General features: G+C 46.4%; 20 protein-coding genes. 8 read left to right on the top strand and 12 right to left on the bottom strand.

Annotated elements, in window-relative coordinates; genetic code table 11:
* Positions 1-112: 112 nt before the first annotated feature.
* A complete protein-coding gene (locus tag AC2CG4_RS08200; protein WP_484485792.1) occupies positions 113-805 on the top strand; it encodes a hypothetical protein in 693 nt (230 codons plus the stop codon).
* Here AC2CG4_RS08200 and AC2CG4_RS08195 read toward each other — a convergent pair.
* The gene (locus tag AC2CG4_RS08195; RefSeq protein ID WP_484485791.1) at positions 802-1,314 is read right to left on the bottom strand and encodes a hypothetical protein; all 513 of its coding nucleotides are present in this window, start codon (positions 1,312-1,314) and stop codon (positions 802-804) included. The genes AC2CG4_RS08200 and AC2CG4_RS08195 overlap by 4 nt on opposite strands.
* 74 nt (positions 1,315-1,388) lie before the next feature.
* Here AC2CG4_RS08195 and AC2CG4_RS08190 point away from each other — a divergent pair, with 74 nt between their 5' ends.
* Positions 1,389-1,847, top strand: coding sequence for a universal stress protein (locus AC2CG4_RS08190; RefSeq protein WP_484485790.1), 459 nt, complete (start codon positions 1,389-1,391; stop codon positions 1,845-1,847).
* Between the two features lie 27 nt (positions 1,848-1,874).
* On the opposite strand, the gene AC2CG4_RS08185 is transcribed toward AC2CG4_RS08190, so the two are convergent.
* A complete protein-coding gene (locus tag AC2CG4_RS08185; protein WP_484485789.1) occupies positions 1,875-3,800 on the bottom strand; it encodes an ATP-binding cassette domain-containing protein in 1,926 nt (641 codons plus the stop codon).
* Positions 3,801-3,868: 68 nt separating this feature from the next.
* Positions 3,869-4,042: a hypothetical protein gene (locus tag AC2CG4_RS08180; protein WP_484485788.1), complete on the bottom strand. Its 174-nt coding sequence runs from the start codon at positions 4,040-4,042 to the stop codon at positions 3,869-3,871.
* Here AC2CG4_RS08180 and AC2CG4_RS08175 point away from each other — a divergent pair.
* The gene (locus AC2CG4_RS08175; protein ID WP_484485787.1) at positions 4,041-6,032 is read left to right on the top strand and encodes a transglycosylase SLT domain-containing protein; all 1,992 of its coding nucleotides are present in this window, start codon (positions 4,041-4,043) and stop codon (positions 6,030-6,032) included. The two genes, AC2CG4_RS08180 and AC2CG4_RS08175, sit on opposite strands and share 2 nt — an antisense overlap.
* A 73-nt stretch (positions 6,033-6,105) precedes the next feature.
* Here AC2CG4_RS08175 and AC2CG4_RS08170 read toward each other — a convergent pair whose 3' ends face one another.
* A complete protein-coding gene (locus AC2CG4_RS08170) occupies positions 6,106-7,044 on the bottom strand; it encodes a chemotaxis protein CheV (protein ID WP_484485786.1) in 939 nt (312 codons plus the stop codon).
* A gap of 221 nt (positions 7,045-7,265) precedes the next feature.
* On the opposite strand from AC2CG4_RS08170, the gene AC2CG4_RS08165 reads away from it, so the two are divergent.
* Positions 7,266-8,504 (top strand): EAL and HDOD domain-containing protein, encoded by a 1,239-nt coding sequence (locus AC2CG4_RS08165; protein WP_484485785.1) that lies wholly within the window; start codon positions 7,266-7,268, stop codon positions 8,502-8,504.
* An 11-nt stretch (positions 8,505-8,515) separates the two neighbouring features.
* On the opposite strand, the gene AC2CG4_RS08160 is transcribed toward AC2CG4_RS08165, so the two are convergent.
* The 6 genes from AC2CG4_RS08160 to AC2CG4_RS08135 form a co-directional block, all read right to left on the bottom strand.
* Positions 8,516-8,764, bottom strand: coding sequence for a glutaredoxin family protein (locus AC2CG4_RS08160; protein WP_484485784.1), 249 nt, complete (start codon positions 8,762-8,764; stop codon positions 8,516-8,518).
* Between the two features lie 63 nt (positions 8,765-8,827).
* On the bottom strand, positions 8,828-10,129 hold the full coding sequence (locus tag AC2CG4_RS08155) for a DUF5610 domain-containing protein (protein ID WP_484485783.1): 1,302 nt from the start codon (positions 10,127-10,129) through the stop codon (positions 8,828-8,830).
* Between the two features lie 74 nt (positions 10,130-10,203).
* Entirely contained in the window at positions 10,204-11,094 is an 891-nt protein-coding gene (locus AC2CG4_RS08150) for an FHA domain-containing protein (protein ID WP_484485782.1), read from the bottom strand.
* 88 nt (positions 11,095-11,182) lie between these two features.
* Positions 11,183-11,905, bottom strand: a complete 723-nt coding sequence (locus AC2CG4_RS08145; RefSeq protein ID WP_484485781.1) for a sensor histidine kinase — start codon at positions 11,903-11,905, stop codon at positions 11,183-11,185.
* A 2-nt stretch (positions 11,906-11,907) separates the two neighbouring features.
* Positions 11,908-13,554 (bottom strand): response regulator, encoded by a 1,647-nt coding sequence (locus AC2CG4_RS08140; RefSeq protein ID WP_484485780.1) that lies wholly within the window; start codon positions 13,552-13,554, stop codon positions 11,908-11,910.
* An 89-nt stretch (positions 13,555-13,643) separates the two neighbouring features.
* On the bottom strand, positions 13,644-15,425 hold the full coding sequence (locus AC2CG4_RS08135) for an EAL domain-containing protein (protein WP_484485779.1): 1,782 nt from the start codon (positions 15,423-15,425) through the stop codon (positions 13,644-13,646).
* Between the two features lie 159 nt (positions 15,426-15,584).
* On the opposite strand from AC2CG4_RS08135, the gene cmoA reads away from it, so the two are divergent.
* Entirely contained in the window at positions 15,585-16,319 is a 735-nt protein-coding gene (gene cmoA, locus AC2CG4_RS08130; protein ID WP_484485778.1) for a carboxy-S-adenosyl-L-methionine synthase CmoA, read from the top strand.
* Positions 16,320-16,342: 23 nt separating this feature from the next.
* A complete protein-coding gene (cmoB, locus tag AC2CG4_RS08125) occupies positions 16,343-17,311 on the top strand; it encodes a tRNA 5-methoxyuridine(34)/uridine 5-oxyacetic acid(34) synthase CmoB (protein ID WP_484486051.1) in 969 nt (322 codons plus the stop codon).
* A gap of 69 nt (positions 17,312-17,380) precedes the next feature.
* On the opposite strand, the gene AC2CG4_RS08120 is transcribed toward cmoB, so the two are convergent.
* Both AC2CG4_RS08120 and AC2CG4_RS08115 read right to left on the bottom strand, forming a co-directional pair.
* Positions 17,381-17,923 (bottom strand): flavodoxin, encoded by a 543-nt coding sequence (locus AC2CG4_RS08120; RefSeq protein ID WP_062062171.1) that lies wholly within the window; start codon positions 17,921-17,923, stop codon positions 17,381-17,383.
* Positions 17,924-18,067: 144 nt separating this feature from the next.
* On the bottom strand, positions 18,068-18,571 hold the full coding sequence (locus tag AC2CG4_RS08115; protein ID WP_484485777.1) for a Spy/CpxP family protein refolding chaperone: 504 nt from the start codon (positions 18,569-18,571) through the stop codon (positions 18,068-18,070).
* Positions 18,572-18,753: 182 nt separating this feature from the next.
* Between AC2CG4_RS08115 and AC2CG4_RS08110 the strand changes: the two genes are divergently transcribed.
* Together AC2CG4_RS08110 and AC2CG4_RS08105 are read left to right on the top strand one after the other, a co-directional pair.
* On the top strand, positions 18,754-19,461 hold the full coding sequence (locus AC2CG4_RS08110; RefSeq protein WP_484485776.1) for a response regulator: 708 nt from the start codon (positions 18,754-18,756) through the stop codon (positions 19,459-19,461).
* Positions 19,461-20,858: an ATP-binding protein gene (locus AC2CG4_RS08105; protein ID WP_484485775.1), complete on the top strand. Its 1,398-nt coding sequence runs from the start codon at positions 19,461-19,463 to the stop codon at positions 20,856-20,858. Before AC2CG4_RS08110 ends, AC2CG4_RS08105 begins: the two co-directional genes overlap by 1 nt.
* Positions 20,859-21,051: the final 193 nt, after the last annotated feature.

Here is a 21,051-nt window from a genome sequence, read left to right as displayed (position 1 = left end):
AAGGTCGAACATATCTTATTGTTATATATGATTTTGTTATTTGCCGCACACTTAAGGACAAGAAACCCATAAAAACCTGAAACCCAACTACCTTGCCCTAGTAGATTTCCGCATGACCTTGATTGTGATTCTTGTTTTTTTGATGCTGATGACACTTTTTGCCGTGAGCGTACTTCATCGCATACAGCAGCGCCAACGTCAGCGCCGCTTGGAGCAACGCCGTTTGCGTATTCAAGTAGAAGAGTTAACTGATGTTGTGAACTGTTTGGAGCAAACACTACCAAACAGGGTCATTACCAAGCATATCAATGACATGATCATTACGCTGCAGCATCAAATGCTGGCGCTGGAAGATAATAACCGAGAGCACCTAGAGGCAGCGATACTGAAAAGTGAACATTATTCGGAAGAGTTGCTCAATCCAAAAAATCGCCAAGGAATTAGCTATCAAAGGGACAGTGATGCACAAATTGCTAAAACGCAGCTGCACATCAATGAGGCAATGAATCTTATCGTACAGCTTGCTGCTCAAGGCACTATTAATGAAGTCGAATTAGGCGCCTATCAAACAGAGCTGCGCTGGGCTTATTTAATGGTATCGGTGATGTCATACATCGGTCAGGGGGATAAGTCTGTCGCCATAAGTGACCGCCTTGCTTTTTATCGCAAGGCCCAACATCTATTGATGGAGTCGATGCATCAAGACCCTCGCCGCCTACAAATGATTAAAGAGTTAAGTGAAATGATAGACGGTGAGCGCGTAGGGCTTAGCAGCGCTCTACGCGAAATGGCGCCAGTCGCCTAAGCGTGTAGATCGGCTGACAGATATTCAGTTTGGTAAAGCCGGGTCAACACGCTGATTAACACATCCAGAATTTCCACGCTTTCTTTTTCTTGCCAAAAAACGCAAATACCCATATTGCCACCACTAACGGCCCGGACCGATTCAGGCAATTGTGGCAGACAACCCTTAAGCAGCTCGCAAGTGGCATCACTTGGGCGCACATTAGTTTGCCAATCCCACTCGGAACTAAAGTTGCCTTCGTGTGCATAGCCGGTGCGCATCAGTATCCATTCTGGTAGCTCCCGTGTTTTAGGTGGTGGCGACAAATAGTAAACAGGCATGGTTACAGGCTGATCAACATCAGTTTTTAAGGCCGGCAATCGGCGCAAACTAAAACGCACTCCCTGCGCAGTAGCATATGTACGCAGTTGTTCCTTTCTTTTTTGCGCGGGGCTTGGTCTGAGCATGGAGATAGGGCCCATCACCAGTGCAATCGTCACGATCAAAATAATAAAAAACCAGATATTCATGTAAATCCTTAAAACTTTATGCGAGAGCAACTATTCTTTAGTAAGCACCAACAACAATGCCGAGGATAAGAATCATGACAGAAATTATTAACTACACCCATATTATTGTCGGCTTGGATCTATCTGAAGATTGCCCGCCGGTTATCCAACGTGCAGCCGCTATTGCACAAGCTTGCAATGCCAAACTCACCTTGGCGCATGTACTGGAGCCTCTTGCGTTTGCATATGGTGGTGATATGCCGGTAGATTTGAGTGGCGTGCAAGAGCAACAAGTGCAGAAAGCAGAAGCTGATCTGGCACAACTTGCCAAATCAACCAGTTACCCGATCATGCAGCAACATGTACTTGTGGGGCAACCAGCGGCTGAATTGCATTATCTGGCCGAGCAAGAATCTGCAGATTTAATCGTGGTTGGCAGCCATGGTCGCAAGGGTTTTGCATTACTACTCGGCTCGACCCCCAATAGTGTTTTACACGGCGCTACCTGCGATGTGTTAGCGGTATTGGTAAAAAAACAAACCGGTGAAGCGTAACGCCTCACCGGTCTTATTTTTTGACATTTACTCTTGCTGCATATCTTCCAATTCAGCCCAACGCTCAAACGAATCATCGAGCTGTTGCTGCACTCTGGCAAGCTCCTGCAGCTTCTGCTCTACTGTGGCAGGCGCTTGATTATAAAAATCACTGGCGCTGGTCACTAGCTGTAGTGCATTTAACTGTTTTTCCAGCAATTCAATTTTCTGTGGCAACTCATCAAATTCTTTTTGGAATTTGTAGCTCAATTTTTTAAGTTTGGTCGGCGCTTTAGCACTTTCTGTTTCTGGGTGGGTGGCTTTTTTCGGCTCCTCGATAGGATTGCTGACACTCACCTCTGGCAGCTCATCAGCTTGGGTCCATTTGCCACCTTGACGCAGCCAATCGTCGTAACCACCCACATACTCAAGCACATTGCCGCGCCCTTCAAATGCAATAACACTGGACACAATATTATTCAAAAATGCCCGGTCATGGCTTACCAATAAAAGCGTGCCGGTATATTCGGTGAGAATATCCTCCAGCAACTCAAGCGTTTCGACATCCAGATCATTCGTCGGCTCATCCAATACCAATAAATTTGCCGACTTACTGAATAATTTGGCAAGTAGTACACGATTGCGCTCGCCACCTGACAAGGCGCGTAGTGGTGTGCGCGCTCGCTCGCCGCTAAATAAAAAATCGCTAAGATAAGAAAAAATATGTTTTGATTTTCCATCAACTTCAATAAATTCGCGCCCACCAGCGATGTTATCAACGGCATTTTTATCAAGATCTAATTGGTCGCGCAGCTGATCAAAATAAGCCACTTCCAGATTAGTGCCCAGTTTCACGCTGCCAGATTGCGGCTGCAATTCGCCGAGAATTAATTTCAGCAGCGTGCTTTTACCTGCTCCATTAGCGCCGACTAAACCAATTCTATCGCCGCGCATAATGCGGGTAGAAAACTGGTTGACGATTTTTTTCTCGCCAAATGAGTAGCTCACGTCGACCAAATCGGCGACCAACTTGCCTGAGTCGCCACCTGCAGCCAAGGAAAAGTTGGCCTTACCGACAACCTCGCGCCGCTGTGAGCGGGTTTCACGTAAGGCTTTTAATGCACGCACGCGCCCCTCATTACGGGTACGGCGCGCTTTGATACCCTGGCGAATCCACACCTCTTCTTGTGCGAGACGCTTATCAAATAACTCGTTGTGGCGGGCCTCTTCCGCAAGCGCCTGCTCGCGATACACCAAAAAGCTGGCGTAGTCGCCTTCCCAACAACGCAAATGGCCGCGATCCAACTCAGCAATATGGGTCGCCAAGGCCTGCAATAATGAACGGTCATGGGTGATAAACACCAACGCGCCGTTGTAACTCAGCAATTGTTTTTCCAACCACTCAATCGCAGCAATATCCAAATGGTTAGTTGGCTCATCGAGCAACAACACATCAGGTTCAATCACCAGTGCGCGTGCAAGCGCAACACGGCGACGCCAGCCCCCCGAAAGCTCGCGCATGTAACGCTCAGCGGGCAAATCCAGACGGGAAATGATTTCATCCACCTTCTGCTGCAATGCCCAGCCATCATTGGCTTCAATCTGGTGTTGCAAGTCGGCCATGCGCGCCAATTGGTTATCATCTATGTGCTGTGCATGAGATAAAACTCGGTACTCAGCAAGCAGCTCCCCTACTCCCTTTGCGCCTGCTGCGACAGCATCAAATACGAGACGATCATCAGCCTCTGGAAGATCCTGCTCTAAACGGGCAATGCGAATTCCGGTTTGACGAATAACTTCGCCTTTATCCAGATCGACCTCACCATCTAGCACCTTTAACAAGCTTGACTTGCCGGTACCATTACGCCCAATCAAACAGAGGCGCTGACCGCGTTCAATGGTCAGGTCAACCCCATCCAAGAGTACTTGCAGGCCGTAACTGAGTCCGGCTTTTTCAATTTTAATCAAAGACATAGAGGGAATAATTCAGGTAGTGTTTCAACGAAAATGATACTGGCACAAGCACCAGCGGGCTGATATTCTCAAGTGAATGCTTGGCCGTCTGCTAAAGTCTTTAGTAGAGGCAACAAAATTAATGCGGCCCCAGCACTCATCTTGCACTGCCGCGCAAGTACCGCATTAAGAAGTGCCGCATCATATCCCACCAGAAAGGCATAACCAACCCGCTTGGGTTTGATAACAATTGAGGTATCCATGAGGTTTTCAAAAATACTTTGGCCAGCAGCCCTGAGTGCCAGCGTATTCGTTGGTAGCATAACCCTGACTTACGCGCAGGCTGCGACAACGCCACCCACAACAAAAACAGCATCGACCAAGACGGATGCTCGTCAAATAGAGCGACAACAATACGTTCAGGCACAAAAGGCCCTCAACGCCAAAAACATGCCTGAATACCATCGTTTATTAAAACAGCTCAAAAACTACCCTCTGCTGCCTTATCTTGAATATCAAGAATTAACCAATCGTTTATTTAGCTTGCCCAAACAAGATGTGCAGGCTTTTTTTGCGAATTACCCCGATTCATTTTTATCCGAGCGCTTAACTCACCGGTGGTTACGGACGCTGGCTCAGCGCGAGCGTTGGGCTGATTATTTGCATTTTTATGATAAACGTCTCACTGACCCAGAATTGGCCTGTTTGAATTTGCGCGCACGCTTGGCGACAGGAGATAAAAGCGCACTCAACGACGTTGCGCCACTCTGGAACATTGACAAAACACAATCCAAAGCTTGCGATCCCGTGTTTGATCAATGGAAAAAAGCGGGACTCATGACACCCGATTTGATTTGGGAACGCCATTTAAAAGCTTTAAAAGCGGGCAATAAAGGTATGGCAAGCTATTTGAGCAACCTACTGCCTGCTGCCGATCACCCTCTGGCGGCCTTGCTGCAGCAAGTAGATGCCAATCCACGCTTATTAAAACAAACAGCAAAATTCTCCAAACAATCCCCAAAAATGAAAACGGTTATTTTGCATGGTTTGGAAAAATTAGCACGAATCAATGCCAAAGAAGCCCTCGCACTTTGGCACGGTTATGATGCGCAGCAACTATTTGATGATACCAATAGAGTTGAAATCAAATACCATATTGCTCTGCGCTTGCTCTATCAGAATCATGAAGTTGACGCTGAAAAATTGGTTGCCTCAACACCTAACTTAACGCGCGTTGATTTACTTGAATGGCTGCTGCGCGAGTCTTTGCGCAAGCAAGATTGGGAGCGAGTTAATGAATGGCTTGCCCGCTTGCCTGAAGATGCACGTGCCAGTGAACGCTGGCGCTATTGGCAAGCACGCACGATGGAGGAATTATCCATCAAAGAAATAAATGGCGAGACACCTACAAGTATTTATAACAGTGTGGCACCTGCTCGAAGTTTTTATGGTTTTTTAGCCGCCGATAAAACCAAAGTAAATTACCATTTGCTAGATCGCCCCATGTCATTTACCAACGAGCAAATTGCCGCGGTAGAAAATGCACAAGGCATTTTACGCGCGCGCGAATTTTTTGCTCGCGGGGAATTGGGGGCGGCCAACCGGGAATTTTTTCACACTACTCGCCGCATGCCATTGGAGCAAATGATCATCGCGGGGCGCTTGGCTGAAAAGTTGGGCTGGTATCGCAACGGCATTCAAGTGATGGCAGAGGCGCAATATTGGGATGATCTTGAAGTTCGCTTTCCTATAGCCTACAAAGAACATGTAACCAAAGCAGCGCAACAAACCTCAGTAAATCCGCTGTTTATTTTTGCCGTCACTCGCCAGGAAAGTGCATTTGTACATGATGCAAAATCAACTGCCGGGGCGCTAGGGTTAATGCAATTAATGCCAGCGACCGCCAAACAGACAGCGCAAAAAAATGGCCTGAGTTTCACCCTTCAAGATTTAATAACACCCGAGAAAAACATTGCGCTGGGGAGCCGCTATTTAAACCATTTACTTGGTGTATTTGAGGGCAATCGCATACTGGCGGCGGCGGCTTACAATGCTGGCCCGACCCGAGTAAAAAAATGGTTAAATAAAGATAAAGGTACGCAGCTTCCCTATGATGTATGGATCGAAACAATTCCCTACAAAGAAACCCGAGGCTATGTACAAAATGTGCTCTCTTTTTCGGTCATTTACGCATATCGTTTAGGGCAAGAAACTAATTTTGTAACGCCAGCAGAAATGAATCGTCAATTGTAATCAAGCAATTCACAATTAATAAAAAACCGCGCATGAATCTTCACGCGTGGTTTTTTATTGTTGAGTCATGAAATTATTTTTTCAAGTATTCACGTAAGCGCTTTTGCACAACTTCTGCTAATTCGTCGGGCTGGAACTTGGATAAGAAATCATTGCAACCCACCTTCTCTACCATCGCTTTATTAAAACTACCGCTAAGTGACGTATGCAATACCACATATAAATCAGCCAACGCGGGGTTTTTGCGAACCTCAGCTGTCAAACGATAACCATCCATCTCGGGCATTTCTGCATCCGTTACGAGCATCAGAATTTCATCGGTGACCTTATGCCCGGCAGCCACCCACTGTTGCAACATGGTTAATGCTTGCAGACCATCCTGTACCGACAGGACCTCAATACCAATATTGGCCAAAGTTTCTTTTACTTGCTTCACTGCAGTAGGCGAATCTTCGGCGAGCAACACTTTTAGTTTGCGTTTTTTCGCCTCTGCTACCAGATCAGAGTCCAGAACATCATGTGAAACACTTGTGTTGTACGGAATAATATCAGCAAGCACACGTTCAACATCCAGAATTTCCACCAACTGGTCATCGAGCTTGGTAATAGCCGTAAGGAAATGGCTCCGCCCCGCTCCTTTGGGTGGAGGTAAAATAAGCTCCCAGTTAAGATTCACAATGCGATCGACGGCCCCAATTAAAAATGCCTGAACAGAACGATTATATTCAGCAACGATGAGGTTGGCGTCCTCCAGCTGTTTTAATTCACTCATACCAATAGCAGCACGCAGATCAATAACAGGTACGGTTTGACCGCGCAAATGCGCCACACCGCGAACATGAGGATGGCTATGCGGTACGTGGCGCAAGACCGGAACCTTAACAACCTCTTGCACTTTAAATACATTGATTGCAAATAGCTGCCGCCCACCTAAACGAAACATAAGTAATTCGAGACGATTTTCCCCCACCAAGCGGGTGCGCTGATCAATAGAATCTAATAATTTGGACATACTGCTACCATTCGTTTTTTTGCGGCCTCGCCAGGAAAACCAGTACTAAAGTAGTATCAGTATAGGCAAAAATCGACTATGGGCTAAAATTTCGCCTAGTTGAGTGTCGATTATTGAAACTCTGGTTGTAAGCTGGCTGTTGCAAGCTACACTTCTAACGACTGCGCAGATCTTAGGAATCGGATCTTTCGAAACACAACAACAATCAATCCGTTTACTCTATGACCGAAGCCATCCCTCTTCTCGCCCGGCAGCCTATATTTGATGGCAATATGCAAGTTGTGGCCTACGAACTTCTTTGTCGCAATAGCGACTTAAAATTTATTGCATCGACCGATGGCGATGCCGCCAGTTCGCAAGTTTTGCTTAACGCATTTACCGAGCTATCGATTGAACAGGTAGTGGGCAGTCATAAAGCCTTTGTAAACTTTACACGCACGCTACTTGACTCACCCCCTCCATTTAATCGCCAAAAATTAGTCATCGAAGTACTGGAAGGCCAACAAGTGGATGCAGCCATGCTGCATTCGCTGAAGCAATTGCGCGAACAGGGTTACACCATTGCATTAGATGATTTTGAATTAGATGAAAACAGCAAAAACCTAATAGCCTATGCAGACATTATCAAACTTGATGTATTGAGCTTATCGCCAGAAAAACTTCGCTACCATATTGATTACCTCAAGCCCTTCAACGTTATTTTAATTGCCGAAAAAGTTGAAACTTATGAGATGTTCGAACAATGCAAAGCTTTAGGCTTTGATTTATTTCAAGGATATTTTCTTGCCAAACCCCGAGTTATTACTGGAAGAAAAATTTCAGAAAATAAACAGTCTGTATTACAGTTGTTAGCTGCCCTGCACGATCAAGATGCTCCCATCGAAAAAATTGAACGCATGATTGCGCGCGACACACTTTTAAGTTTTAAATTATTGCGCCTGGTTAACTCCGCAGCGTTTGGACTATCGCGAAATATTGAATCATTACGCCAAGCAATTATGCTACTCGGTTTAAATAAACTGAGAAATTGGGTTAATTTGTTAGCACTTTCCAACTTGAGTGGTAAACCCCATGAGTTGAGCGTGGCGGCATTAACACGAGCGCGCATGTGCGAAATGATTGCCACCAAAATGAATCAGCGCAACAGTCCAGATGCTTATTTTACAGTTGGTTTGCTATCAACACTGGATGCCTTTCTCGACTCTCCTCTGGAAGAGTTATTGCGAAGCCTTTCGCTCAGCGAATCACTGAATAATGCAATGCTCACTCATGCAGGCCCAGAGGGGATGGTATTGCAGATTGTGCAAGCGCACGAGCAAGGGCACTGGCAAGATATAGATTGGCCGCAATTAGCAGCACTGGGTTTAACCCCAAACCTCATCGCAGAAATCTATGTGGATTCACTGCACTGGGTTGCGGAGACAATGAACAGTCTTGGCTTGGCACCCAACAAAAAATAATCAGTAATAGATCAGAGGTTTATTCGCCTCAGAAAACTATCAGCTTGCGCCGAGTCAAAAGGCCACCCTAATTCGTCAATATGAAGGGGAGATTTTAAGACGGGAATTCTAACGCCATACTTTTCGATCAGCTCATCGGATTCTGCGATATCAATCTCTTCCAGATACAGGGAGTGGTGGCTCAGCAGTGGCGAGATTACCTCTCGGGCAAGCTCGCACAAATGGCATCCAGGAGTCGAATAAAGATAAATCGATTGCATAAACACACCGCATCAGACAAAACCGCAGTGTATCAGCTCAACAGCGGGCGTTTCACGAAAAAATTAACCCAAGTCCAATGCCATAATTTGCTCCATAAAATCGCGGAAACGCTGGCCTTGCTGCTGATCGACCTCTGTCTCGCCGGTCACTTTTTCAGCCATGTTGGATAAGAGTAACCGTGGCTCACCGAATTCTGACGCTCGATCCAAGCTTGCAAGCAGGTCCTTAATGAAGTTCCCCAACGGTAATAATTGATCGGCTAACAATTGGGGCTTGTTGATGCCGCTTTCAGCATCACCCGGTTCAAAAGTTTGATAGGCTTGTGTTACCTGCTGAATTTCGGCCTGCGCTAAATTCAGTGAGAAACTGGCGATTTGCGCAGCGTCATAGCCCATATTCATGGCTTGCTCGAATGCCACATCCAGATCACCGTCAAAAAATTCGCGGGCCAGACCGTTTACACGCCCTAACAAATCATTAATAGCCCCAAGTTCTTCTTCGCTCAACTCGCCTTCAATTGAGAGTGAAAAAGATTGGCTGGAGCTGTAACTGGCATTGAGCGCGCCCACTGAATTATTGCCTCGCCCAGCGCGCCCAGCTTCAACGGCCAAACCTTCACTGGAGGTCGCTTTAATAGTGACCTTATCACCTTCTTTGGTGGTTAACTCAAAGCTGAATTCGCGTGCACGACCATATTCATAATTGCCATAGCCAAGGTAACTACTGGTCGCCGGTAAAAACGCCGGTACGTCCAACTTGGCAGATGATTTTTTAGCGTCCGCCGTTTTCAACACATCTGCAGCTGAATTGGATTTCGGCTGTTTTGCCTCTACTTCTGTTGACTGGATAAACTTGGAGCGCAGCTCATCCACTCCCTCGAGTACTAACTCATAAGTCTTGCCAATATCAGATTTTATCTCCGGGGAAAGTAAACTTAATGCTTCCAGTTTTTCACTCGCCTCAGCAAAACCTTTTTTGAATCCTGCTAAACCAGCATCTAAACGGGCTTTCAACTCTTCTTGGCTTGCGCCATCGGCCACATCTAACTGTAAGCGACGCTCAATAAAACCCAAAATATTATTAGCCACCTTTTCCGCTGTCAGCGGTTCAAAGGCTTTATATTCCGCACTGGCAGCCTGACCACGTGACGCAATTTTCTCATAGGCCATAGTCAATGTGCGATTGACGATTTGCAGCGCAGTTTGCCGTTTATCTTGTAAATCAGATGCTTCTGTACGGCTGACTTCGGGTGTTTTGTGCGAATTGCCTTGAGTAGCAGAATTGGCGCTATTTAATTGAGGTAGCTGACCAGAACCAACCGCTGAACTATTAACAGAAGGATGATTAAGCGAGGAAATGTTCATAAATTCACCTGTGTGCAGCAATAGCTGGTTGTCGCATCACAGGTTATCGACCAGTTCCTGTAAAGCTTCAATACTTATTTGCGCGTTAAAATCAGGGTAGTTATAACCACAACAGCGAGCACACCAAGAAAAATAAGCCCATATTTCCCTTTGGCATTTTCCTGGGGTGCAGATTGGGGCTGCACACCAGCAGCGGCGCGACTCGATGAAGCTCTGGTTGGCGCAATGGCTTTCTCGCGGGCACTTTCGCGCGGGCTGGGTTTAGGCTTGGGCTCAACAATCTCGGCTTTTATAGGCACTGGTCGCACCGTTGTTTTTGCCATGTCGTCAGACGGCCCCATTACCCCAAAGGTCAATGCATCAAAACGCAATTCATCTCCCCGTTTAACACGGGCCTCAGCCACTCTTTTGCCATTTAAAAAAGTGCCATTAGCAGAGTCCAAGTCTTTAACGAACAGCATACCGTCGATAATTTGCAATTGCGCATGACGTCGCGACAAATGTGCCGCTGCCAAACTAATGTCACACTCACTGGCACGACCTATGACATTTAATTCTTTGAGTGGAAAAACACGGTTAGCCAGAGCAGTGTGATTTGCTTTTAATGACCACCCTGTCGCTTTGGGCGCACGCAATTGGGTGACATTGGCTGATTCTTCGGCAATTACCCGGGCTTCTCGCTTAGGATCGATCACCACCAACTCCACTTGCCCCAGTTGAATTTGATCGTCTGGTTTAAGCTCACAGGCTCCGGTAACCGTTTGCCCGTTAACCATAATCGGCTGGGTAGGAATAAGATTCCGTAAAGTGAGATGTTCGTTATCAACCAGTACTTCCATATGCACATCACTGGCCAGCGGGTCATCGATAACCAGTGCATTAGTCGCTGAGCGGCCTATGGTGATTTTAGGTTCCACCAGCCATACCGCGTTGTATTTATTATCTTTAAAGCGGATTTTAAGCATAAAATATAACCTGAAAGCAAAAACCGAAACGGGTTGTGATAATGCAATAGCCGTTCTGTGATTTCAACACCTCAATCAGGCGATGCCCTTAGGGTAAGAAAAGTTTTAATACGCCTCCACCTAAAGGACCATTATTTGCAATAGTCATATAACCTTGCTCTTTTTTGGATCTATGTAACTCCAAGACCTTGCGTGTAAATAACAAACCCAAGCGCGTATTGCCGGAACTAAACGACACAGGGGCTTGCGGTAAGACCCCCACCAGCATATTGTCAGGATAACCCTGTCCATCATCAGCAATAGAAATGCATAAAAAATTTTCCTCCTCAATTACCGTTATCAGCAACTGATTACGACTGTAACGCGCGCAGTTCACAATTAAATTATTCAGCACTCCGCCAATCAATTCACTATCGAAATACCACACTAAATTGCTGTCACAATTTATCTGTACATTAATATTTCGTGATTTTAACAGCGTGTCATTGCGGGCGATTTGTTCGTCGATAATATCGCTAACATGATGCTCATCAATCACTACTGACATGGTGTTTTCATCCATGCGGTAAAGGGACAAAAGCTGTACCAGCTCACCATTAATGCGCGCAGCTTCATACTCCAATACCGAGAAAAATTGTGCTTGCTCTGCATCTTTAGGTGGCGAATTAGCAACCATAGCGGATAAGGTATTCAATAACATCCCCAACGAGTTTTTCATATCGTGCACACTAGAAGCCAGGACGAATGAAAAATCAATGGATGTTTGTCCATATTCGTCACTGCCGTTTTTTTGCTTAGATGATGTATTCAAGATCAACCTCGCTTATCTTTTTCATTGGCTCTAACCAGAGTGTTATACATGTCATTTAACTGACGATAACGTTGAAATTGCGGATGCTGCTGGGAAATAATGGCATTGGTTTTGGTAAAGGTTTGCTGGACTTTTTCACTAGTTCCAGCATCAAAATGGGTTCTCAGTTTATCAATCATTGCCTGCACATAATTCAATCGCAAGCCGATATGATTCGGTAATTTTTGTAGTGCGGTTTTAAATGCATCTGCAGCTGCGGTGAAATCTTTTGCATTATAAAAAGTAATACCTTTTTTATTGATTTCAGCTACCATAAGCTTATTCTTTTCACTGCGCGGCTCATCCAGCAGTACATCCAGACGCTGTAAATGTTCCTCTTTACCCGCATAACGATGCAACAAATCTTCCAAAAGTTGCTGCGCCTCATCAGCCTTCCCTATCAACCGCAGTGTTCGCACCAATTCAATTTGCACCGATAAAGCATTTTCATCTTCGTTATCACCCAGTGATGACTGGGCACTTGCCAGGGCATCCTGCGCGCGACGCTGATCACCAGCACACACTTGTAATTGGCTTTCAAGCAATAAAGATTCTACTTTTCGCAGATTACTTTTACCGAAGTTTTCTTCCAGATTATTAACACACACAATCGCTTCACGAACGAATGGTTTTGCGAGTTCTTTATCAATTGAATATAAATCGATTGTGGTTTGTGCAAAAAGAGAGTGAATTAACGGTTTATCAAAACAGGAATTTTCTCCCAACTTAACTGCGCGCTTAAGTGCATTCGCAGCGATTACCAAATCATTATTCTGCTGAGCCACATCGCCCAATGCTTGCTGACGCAAAATAGAAAGAGGGGAAATATCGGTGGCTTTTTGCAATACACTCTGTAACCCATCGGAATCGTTCTGCAACTTACATAGCTCAGCCTGTAAATCATAAGCTTTCATGCAGAGTGGATTTGCCTGCAATATATTTTCCAGCCATTGTTGCGCACCCAGAAAATCGTTTTGCGCCAGTTTAGTTTTTACCATTCCCAATTGCGCCCATTCCAGCTCACGATTGTCGAGCACTGCGCGATAGACAGCTTCAGCCGCCACCAAGTCATTTTCGTTGAGATGTAACTGGCCAAGCAGTTTTTGACAAGCATTGGCGTAGCGACTACCTGAGGCAATCAATTCTTTACAAAGGTTAATTGCGAGCTGGTCGTCGCCCGATTTCTGTGCCGCATGAATTGCTTTTAGCTCCAGACGCTGCTCAATCAAACGACCGAGACGTTGATCCAATGCCTTGGGCGCAATAGGCTTGGCGAGGTAGGCATCAGGCTCATAGTCGTATGCAGCCATAATGCTGCCTTTACTACTTTCAGCGGAGACAAGAATAAACAGACTGTCGGCACAGGGGTTATCGGTAGAACGCAGTTGTTCCAATACCTGTTGGCCGCTTTTACCTTTGCCTAAATTGTTATCGCACAAAATAATGTCGTAACAACGGGCCTTGCAAAGGCGTAGCGCATCTTCACCAGTGGCGGTAGAGTCAACATTCCCGATCCCTAAATCCATGAGCATTTTGTAGAGTGTGCCGCGAAAATTCTCAAAATCATCAATGATCAGCGCATGCATCTTGTAGTAACCAAGATCAGCCATTAGTCCACCTCCACCCAGAAATTAGACTAAGAATAGCTCAGGTTTTTCAGGTTGCTACGTAATTTCCCAGCTCACTCACTGCTTCTAATTTAATCCACACTTGTCATCTGTGGCTTACGCCGACGCGAATAGAAAAGTTGGTTGCCCCCTTGCATTTTGGCACTGTGTTTTGCTTCGGCCAGCAACTGCGACACCTGATGATGTGTGATACAAAATTCCAGATCAGGTGAAACGCAACCAATTGCCAAGGTTAAAGCGCCGTATTTTTGGCGCTGCCCTTGTCGATCAACACTCCAATACTCTGTTAATTCCTGCGGCAGCAGTTGAAGACTCATCTCGGAAAAACGATTTAATATTCGCTCACAGCGCAACTGCCAATCATCACAACTCAGCACAAGAATAAAATCATCACCACCTACATGGCCGACAAAATCTTTGGTTTTATCAATACACGCACAAATAATTTGACTTAGCCGCACTATGGCTTCGTCACCCGCACTATAACCAAATGCATCATTAAATGGCTTGAAGTGATTAATGTCGCAGTAGGCGACAACAAATTCTTTTTTATGCAGCAACAAATGATCGACCCACTCATACAAAGGTACGTTGCCTGGCAGTTGGGTAAGTGGATTACTATGACGGGCAATGCGGAGTTTTTCTTCAGTAATGGCGCGCAATAGGTCGCGCACTTTACCAACCCCCATATAGCGATTGTTATCTACGACAATAAAATCGACACTCAGATTTTGCTGTGGATCTTCACTAATCAGTTGACCCACAATTTTTAAATCAGTGTTGACATCGACAATAATTGATAAAGGACTAATAAAATCCCGAATTGATTTTTGGGCATATAACTCATGGGCAAAGCGGTGCGAAAAAATATTTAAAATTTCTGCACGGCTGACCATCCCTAATGGAGTATCGCCATCGATAACTGGAACACAGCTTAAGCGCACGTCGGCACGAAACATTTTCACCACTGTTTCCGCAAGGGTTGACGATGTCACCTGTTCCGAGTCCATCACAATTTCCCGGACTGTGCGAGTAAAGTGATCTTGATAGCGACGCATTGAATTACCGACATATCCGGCAATCACAGCAGGCAGCTCAACAATCGGCAGAGCCTGCGGGTGTGCGATAAAATAGCCTTGCGCATACTCAACACCCATGGTGACTAGCGTGTCGAATTCCGCCGCTGTCTCTATACCTTCAGCGATGGCCTTATGCCCCATGCGATGCGCTATATCCAACATCGCACGCACAAACTCGCGCTTAACCGGGTCTTTATCGATACCAGAAATAAAATGGCGATCAATTTTTACATAGTCCGGGCAGAGTTCACTCCAAACACGCAAACCTGCATAACCTGCCCCCAGATCATCCAATGCAACCGCAAACCCCTGACGGCGAAAATGATCAGAGGCAGCGCGCAGCAAATCCAGTTCATCCAGGGGTTGACTCTCAGTCAACTCGAACACCAAGCGCTCAGCACTTAAACCAACGCGCTGTAAAATTTCCCGTGTTACGCCATCGCGGTACTGGCTGTCGGTAAAACTGATGGGACTCATATTGAGAAAGAGTTTGCCGGGTAATGCCAATTCAGCAAAACGTTCACACGACACTTCTCTACACGCAAACTCCAGTGCAGCTAACAAACGCGACTCCCGCGCAACAGAAAAAAGCGCATCGGGTTTATGTAATGGACTGTCTTCGGGGCCGCGTATCAGCGCCTCATAACCAATAATGCGCGGATTCTCCACCGCGACTATGGGTTGAAAAACCGGGGTTAGTAGCTTGAACTCAATCAAGCGGCGCAATTCCTTTTGCAGTGTAATTTGACTAAATACCTGACTCTGCAAAGACATAAGATGGCAACTTAATAACAACATGAAGTGAATGGACTGAATATTCCTGCGGAAATATGACAGTTTTATGAATTTCTAAATTTGTTGTCACATTCAATGACGGTTACAATGCGCGCACTTACCTTCTCCCTACTATTGCGCCATTAACCAGTCACGCCTATGCACGAAATAAATCCTGATACCATTTATGCCAATCCGCTGGCAGAGGTTAGCCGCTTCGCATTTGATCAGCGTGTAGTCGATGTTTTTCCCGATATGATTAAACGCTCGGTACCGGGGTACGCCACTATCATCAATATGATTGGCAACCTTGCCGAGCGCTATGTGCACGCCAATAGTCAGTGTTATGACTTGGGCTGCTCGCTTGGTGCAGCGACACTGGCCATGCGCCACCGTATTCAGGCGGCCAATTGCAAAATTATTGGTGTGGATAATTCCGCAGCCATGATCGCCCGCTGCCAACAGGTGATTGCAGCGGACAGCGGCGAAGTTCCCGTTGAACTGATGGAAGCGCAAATCCAAGATGTTGTATTACACAATGCCTCCATGGCGGTACTGAATTTCACGCTGCAATTTATCCCCATTGAAGAGCGGCTTGATATGTTGCGCAATATTGGCAAGGGATTAAATTCTGGTGGTGTATTGATCATCTCGGAAAAAGTAGCATTTGATGATGAGCAACATCAACACCTAATGACGGAGTTGCATCACAACTTTAAACGCGCCAATGGTTACAGTGATTTGGAAATTGCACAAAAGCGCGCTGCCATTGAAAATTATTTAATTCCTGAAACACTCGATGCCCACCGCCAGCGGTTACGCCAAGCTGGCTTCAGCAGTGTTGATGTATGGTTTCAATGTTTTAATTTTGCTTCGCTGATTGCGATTAAATAGAGCAACACAATACCGTGACAAATATCAATTACGATCATTTACTGGATGCATTAAAAGATTCACCACTCGCCAAATGGGCAGAGCAACTGCCCGCACAAATCGCCGCAGGGCTCTGTGAAAAACGTTACGGTGATTTGGCAGGCTGGAAAGCATCGCTCGCGAAATTGCCCGAGGTTGCAACATCGCAGGTCGCCTTAACCGACGCAGTGCGCATTGGCCAACCTAGCGATTGTGATGAAACCACCCGCGCGGAAATTCGCTCTGTATTGCAAGAGTTGATTCCCTGGCGCAAAGGCCCCTACTTCGTTCACGATATTCATATCGATACTGAATGGCGTTCAGATTGGAAATGGGATCGTGTATTGCCGCATCTCGCCCCACTAAAAGACCGGTTAATTCTCGATGTCGGCTGCGGCAATGGTTATCACTGTTGGCGCATGCTGGGCGCTGGCGCAAAACGCGTGATTGGTATTGATCCATCACCGCGTTTTATTGTGCAGTTCCACATGATTAAACATTTTGCCGGCGCTGCTTATCCAGTCGATGTATTGCCAGTCGGCATTGAAGATGTACCCGAAAAACTGCAGGCGTTTGATACAGTATTTTCCATGGGGGTTTTCTATCACCGCCGCTCGCCGATGGATCACTTGCTGGAATTAAAAAATACCCTGCGCCCCGGTGGCCAACTGGTATTGGAAACCTTGGTGATTGAAGGAAAGTTGGGTGATGTATTAGTGCCTGAAGATCGCTACGGCAAGATGAATAATGTGTGGTTTTTGCCCAGCTGCGACACTATGTTGTCCTGGTTGCGCAAAATGGGCTTTAACAATCCGCGTGTGGTGGACGTATGCCCGACTACCACCGAAGAGCAGCGTGCAACGGAATGGATGCGCTTTCATTCGCTGCCAGAATTTTTACACCCTGAAGACTCTTCATTAACAGCGGAGGGGCACCCAGCTCCGATTCGTGCGGTATTTGTTGCAGAGGCTTAAAACCATACCGCAGCGGCAAAGCTTAAAAAATAGGCGCGAGTACGCCTATTTTTTTAACAGTGCTATGTTTTAATCCGTTAGCAATTCCAGTGGAGTGTCCAAACCAAATTCGACGTGAACTTGTGTGCACCAACGATTCAGACGCTCTGCAGTTAAATTTTCTTGTTGATCTTCATCCAGTGCCAAACCGACAAACATTCCCGCACCGGGGATCTCTGCCTTTGACGCTTCAAACTCGTAACCTTCGGTAGGCCAATGGCCAACAATTTCCGGGCCAGTCTGAATAATCACATCGTGCAGCATACCCATCGCATCGAGAAAATAATCACCATAACCAAATTGATCGCCCAACCCAAAGAGCGCAACTTGTTTGCCAGAAAAGTCGACTGCAGCTATATCATCCCAAAACTCTTCCCAATCTGATTGGATTTGGCCGAAGTCCCATGTAGGAATACCGAGAATGATCTTGTCGTAGTTGGCAAAGTCCAACTGGGTTACATCGGCTATGTCGCGCACATCAACGACATCCACCCCGAAACGCTGTTGAATACGATAGGCAACGCGCTCGGTATTACCTTCGTCACTGCCAAAAAACAGACCAATCTGAGCCACGATAACCTCGAATACGGAAAATGGGATAAAGAAAACGGCGCGGATTTTCCCAAGATTAGCGCGCGCAAGCAAGCACGCATTTCCCTGCCCCAAAACAAACAACCCCGGCAAGCCGGGGTTGTAACTGAATAATATTGATTAAAACTAGCTTTTTGCCGATTCGCGTTTTTCTTTGCGCTCCATTTTACGCTCCATACGCTTGGCCTTTAGTTCAGCTAGAGCCTGCTTTTGCTCTGCGGTCAGCACCGCGACGAAGGCTTTTTGCGCTTTAGCACCAGCCAATGCTTGTTCAGCGTGCAATTTACCTACAGTTTCGCTCAGTGCATTCAATTCTGCATCGTTCGCACCTGCATCAACTGCTGCGGCGAGTGCTTCACGTGCAGCCTTAAGTTTAGTATGTAATGCATCGCGAGCCGGTCTATCTGCTTCACGCTGCGCTTTGAGGGTTTCTTTTTGTGCATCAGTTAAGTTTAACGCCTTGCCTAAATGGCGAGCATCTGGCCCACCCATCCGCCCTTGCTCACCCCAACCTTCAGCGTGATGCTTGTCATCACATTTTTTGCCCATATCGCCCGCCATGCTCGGCATCGCTATACTGGCGGCACTGAGCAATACAATACTCGCTGCAACTAATTTGGCTGATTTCATATCATTTTCCTCTGGGTTGTGAACTCTCATAAATTGATTTGGTGCAGACTCTGCAATCGAGCCAGTGAAATCATTATGGTCGCTATAATGTTAAGATTAGTTAATGAAAACCAAAGAATCATGACTCTCATCTAGGGCTGGTGCACACTCAGCGCCTTCCACCACCGGGACTGTAAACCGCTATGCTTAAAGTTCTTCTCATCGATGACGACAAAGAACTCAGTCAATTACTGAGCGAATATCTGCAAACTGAAGGTTTTGCGATTGATACGGCTTACGATGGCCAAACCGCGCTGGAGCTTGCGCTCAAGCATCCGTATTCCGTGATAGTGTTGGACGTGATGCTACCGATTCGCAACGGTTTTGATGTACTAAAGAACTTGCGTCAGCACAGCCAAACCCCGGTCATTATGCTCACCGCAAAAGGTGATACGGTAGATCGCGTAATCGGCTTGGAAATTGGCGCTGACGATTATTTATCCAAGCCCTGCGACCCACGCGAATTGGTTGCACGTATTCGCGCAATTTTGCGTCGCGCCACGCAAAAAGAAGTGACGCCAACTAGCATCGAACGTTTGACCTCGGGTAAGTTATCGCTACACTTGGGCACGCGCACAACAACCTGGGACAATAATGAAGTGCCGCTTACCGGAACCGAATTCAGCGTGTTGGAAATTCTTGTGCGCCGCGCTGGGCAGGTAATCAGCAAAGACGATATGACCGAACAAGCACTCAACCGCAAACTCACACCTTACGATCGCAGTATTGACGTACATGTAAGCAATATTCGCAAAAAAATTACCGCTGCAGGCTCTTCTAAGGATTTGATTATCAACGTGCGCGGCGCAGGTTATATGCTGACCATGAACGATGATGATTCTATAAATTAATGACCCGCCTTTATTTAAAGATCTTTTTTACATTTTGGTTGATTACAGTAGCCATCATTATCGGCACTAATCTTGTCGTGCACTGGTTCGACATGACACCGGATCGCAATCTACAGCGCAGCAGTGGCGCTAATGACGATGACCCCGCCAAACGCCTGCTATTCCAAATGGTAGGAAATGCAGTCAACCGCAACACCCGGCAATTGATTGAAGATCTGCGCGCGATGCCAGCTTGGTCCACTCGTTTTGTTTATGTAGTGGACAAAGAAAATCGCGACCTGCTCGATCGGCCACTGCCCCCAGGTGTTATGTTTCTCGCGCCGCGCCTTACCTTCAAGCATCCGTTTGATAAGGTGCAAGATCGCAATCGCAAACTGTTTGGTCGCTATATCACCCTGAACGACGGCAATAGCGTGAAATTAATTACGATTTCTGCCGGACCCGACGCGGGACAAGATCGCGACATTATTTGGGAATTATTTCTCGATAATATTTGGCCACTGCTACTGGTCTCCATTCTCGTTAGTGGCTCTGCATGTTTTTTTCTCGCCCGGCATTTCACTCGCAGCATCAACACCTTGCAAAAAGCCACGCATCAAATTGCGCGTGGCGACCTGAGTGTCCGTATCAGCGAACAATTTCGCGGCCGCAACGATGAAATCGCTGCGCTCGGACGCGACTTTGACCACATGACTGAACGCCTCGAAAAAGCGATGCAAGAACAAAAACGGCTGATTAAAGATGTCTCGCATGAATTGCGCACACCACTTGCACGGTTACAAATCGCACTCGCACTGGCAAGGCAACGCAGCAATGGGGTGGTTGACCATGAATTAGATCGCATCAAACAGGCGGCAGATTATCTGAACGATATCATTACCGATATCCTCACCCTGCCCGTGCAAGGTCAAGACAGCTGGGTGTTGGATGACGTGTTGGATCTTGTCAGCTTAATGCAAACGCTGATCGTTAATTACCAAGCTGATGCCTATGAAAAAAATATCAATATTCGCCTTAAATGCTCACTAGAAGAGGCACTGGTTGCCACCCATGGCAACATGTTGGTAGGTGTTTTTGAAAACACTCTGCGCAACGCTTTGCTCTATACTCCGGAAAATTCAGAAATTTGTATTGTGCTGAATGACACAGGGGATGGTGAACACTATCGCATTGACATAAAGGATCAGGGGCCTGGTGTGCCAGAAGATGCCGTTGAAGATATTTTTCAACCCTTCTTTCGCACCGACCAAGCCCGCGCCAGAGAAAGTGGCGGTTACGGTTTGGGCTTGGCAATTGCACAGCGCAGCGTCTCTTTACACCAAGGACGAATTTGGGCTGAAAACCGTGCAGAAGGCGGCCTAAGTCTGAATATTTTGTTGCCCCAAATTAAAGGCTAGCTCCTCTCTCTTAAAGATTACTTCTCTCTTTTTCATCCCAGCTACTAATACAATGCGAAAGAAAAACTTACCGACAATCTTTTGACTGGCGGCAAAATCCTTCCGCCAGAACAGAAAGATAATGCTGCTTTTCTGGCGAAAAAACCTCCAACCTGCCTCAACAGAATCATCTATCCAATTGATTAACAACGAT

Source organism: Cellvibrio sp. ATLC23 (genome assembly GCF_057196725.1).
The sequence above is the reverse complement of the archived record's forward strand: the minus strand, read 5'-3'. Positions and strand labels throughout refer to the sequence as shown.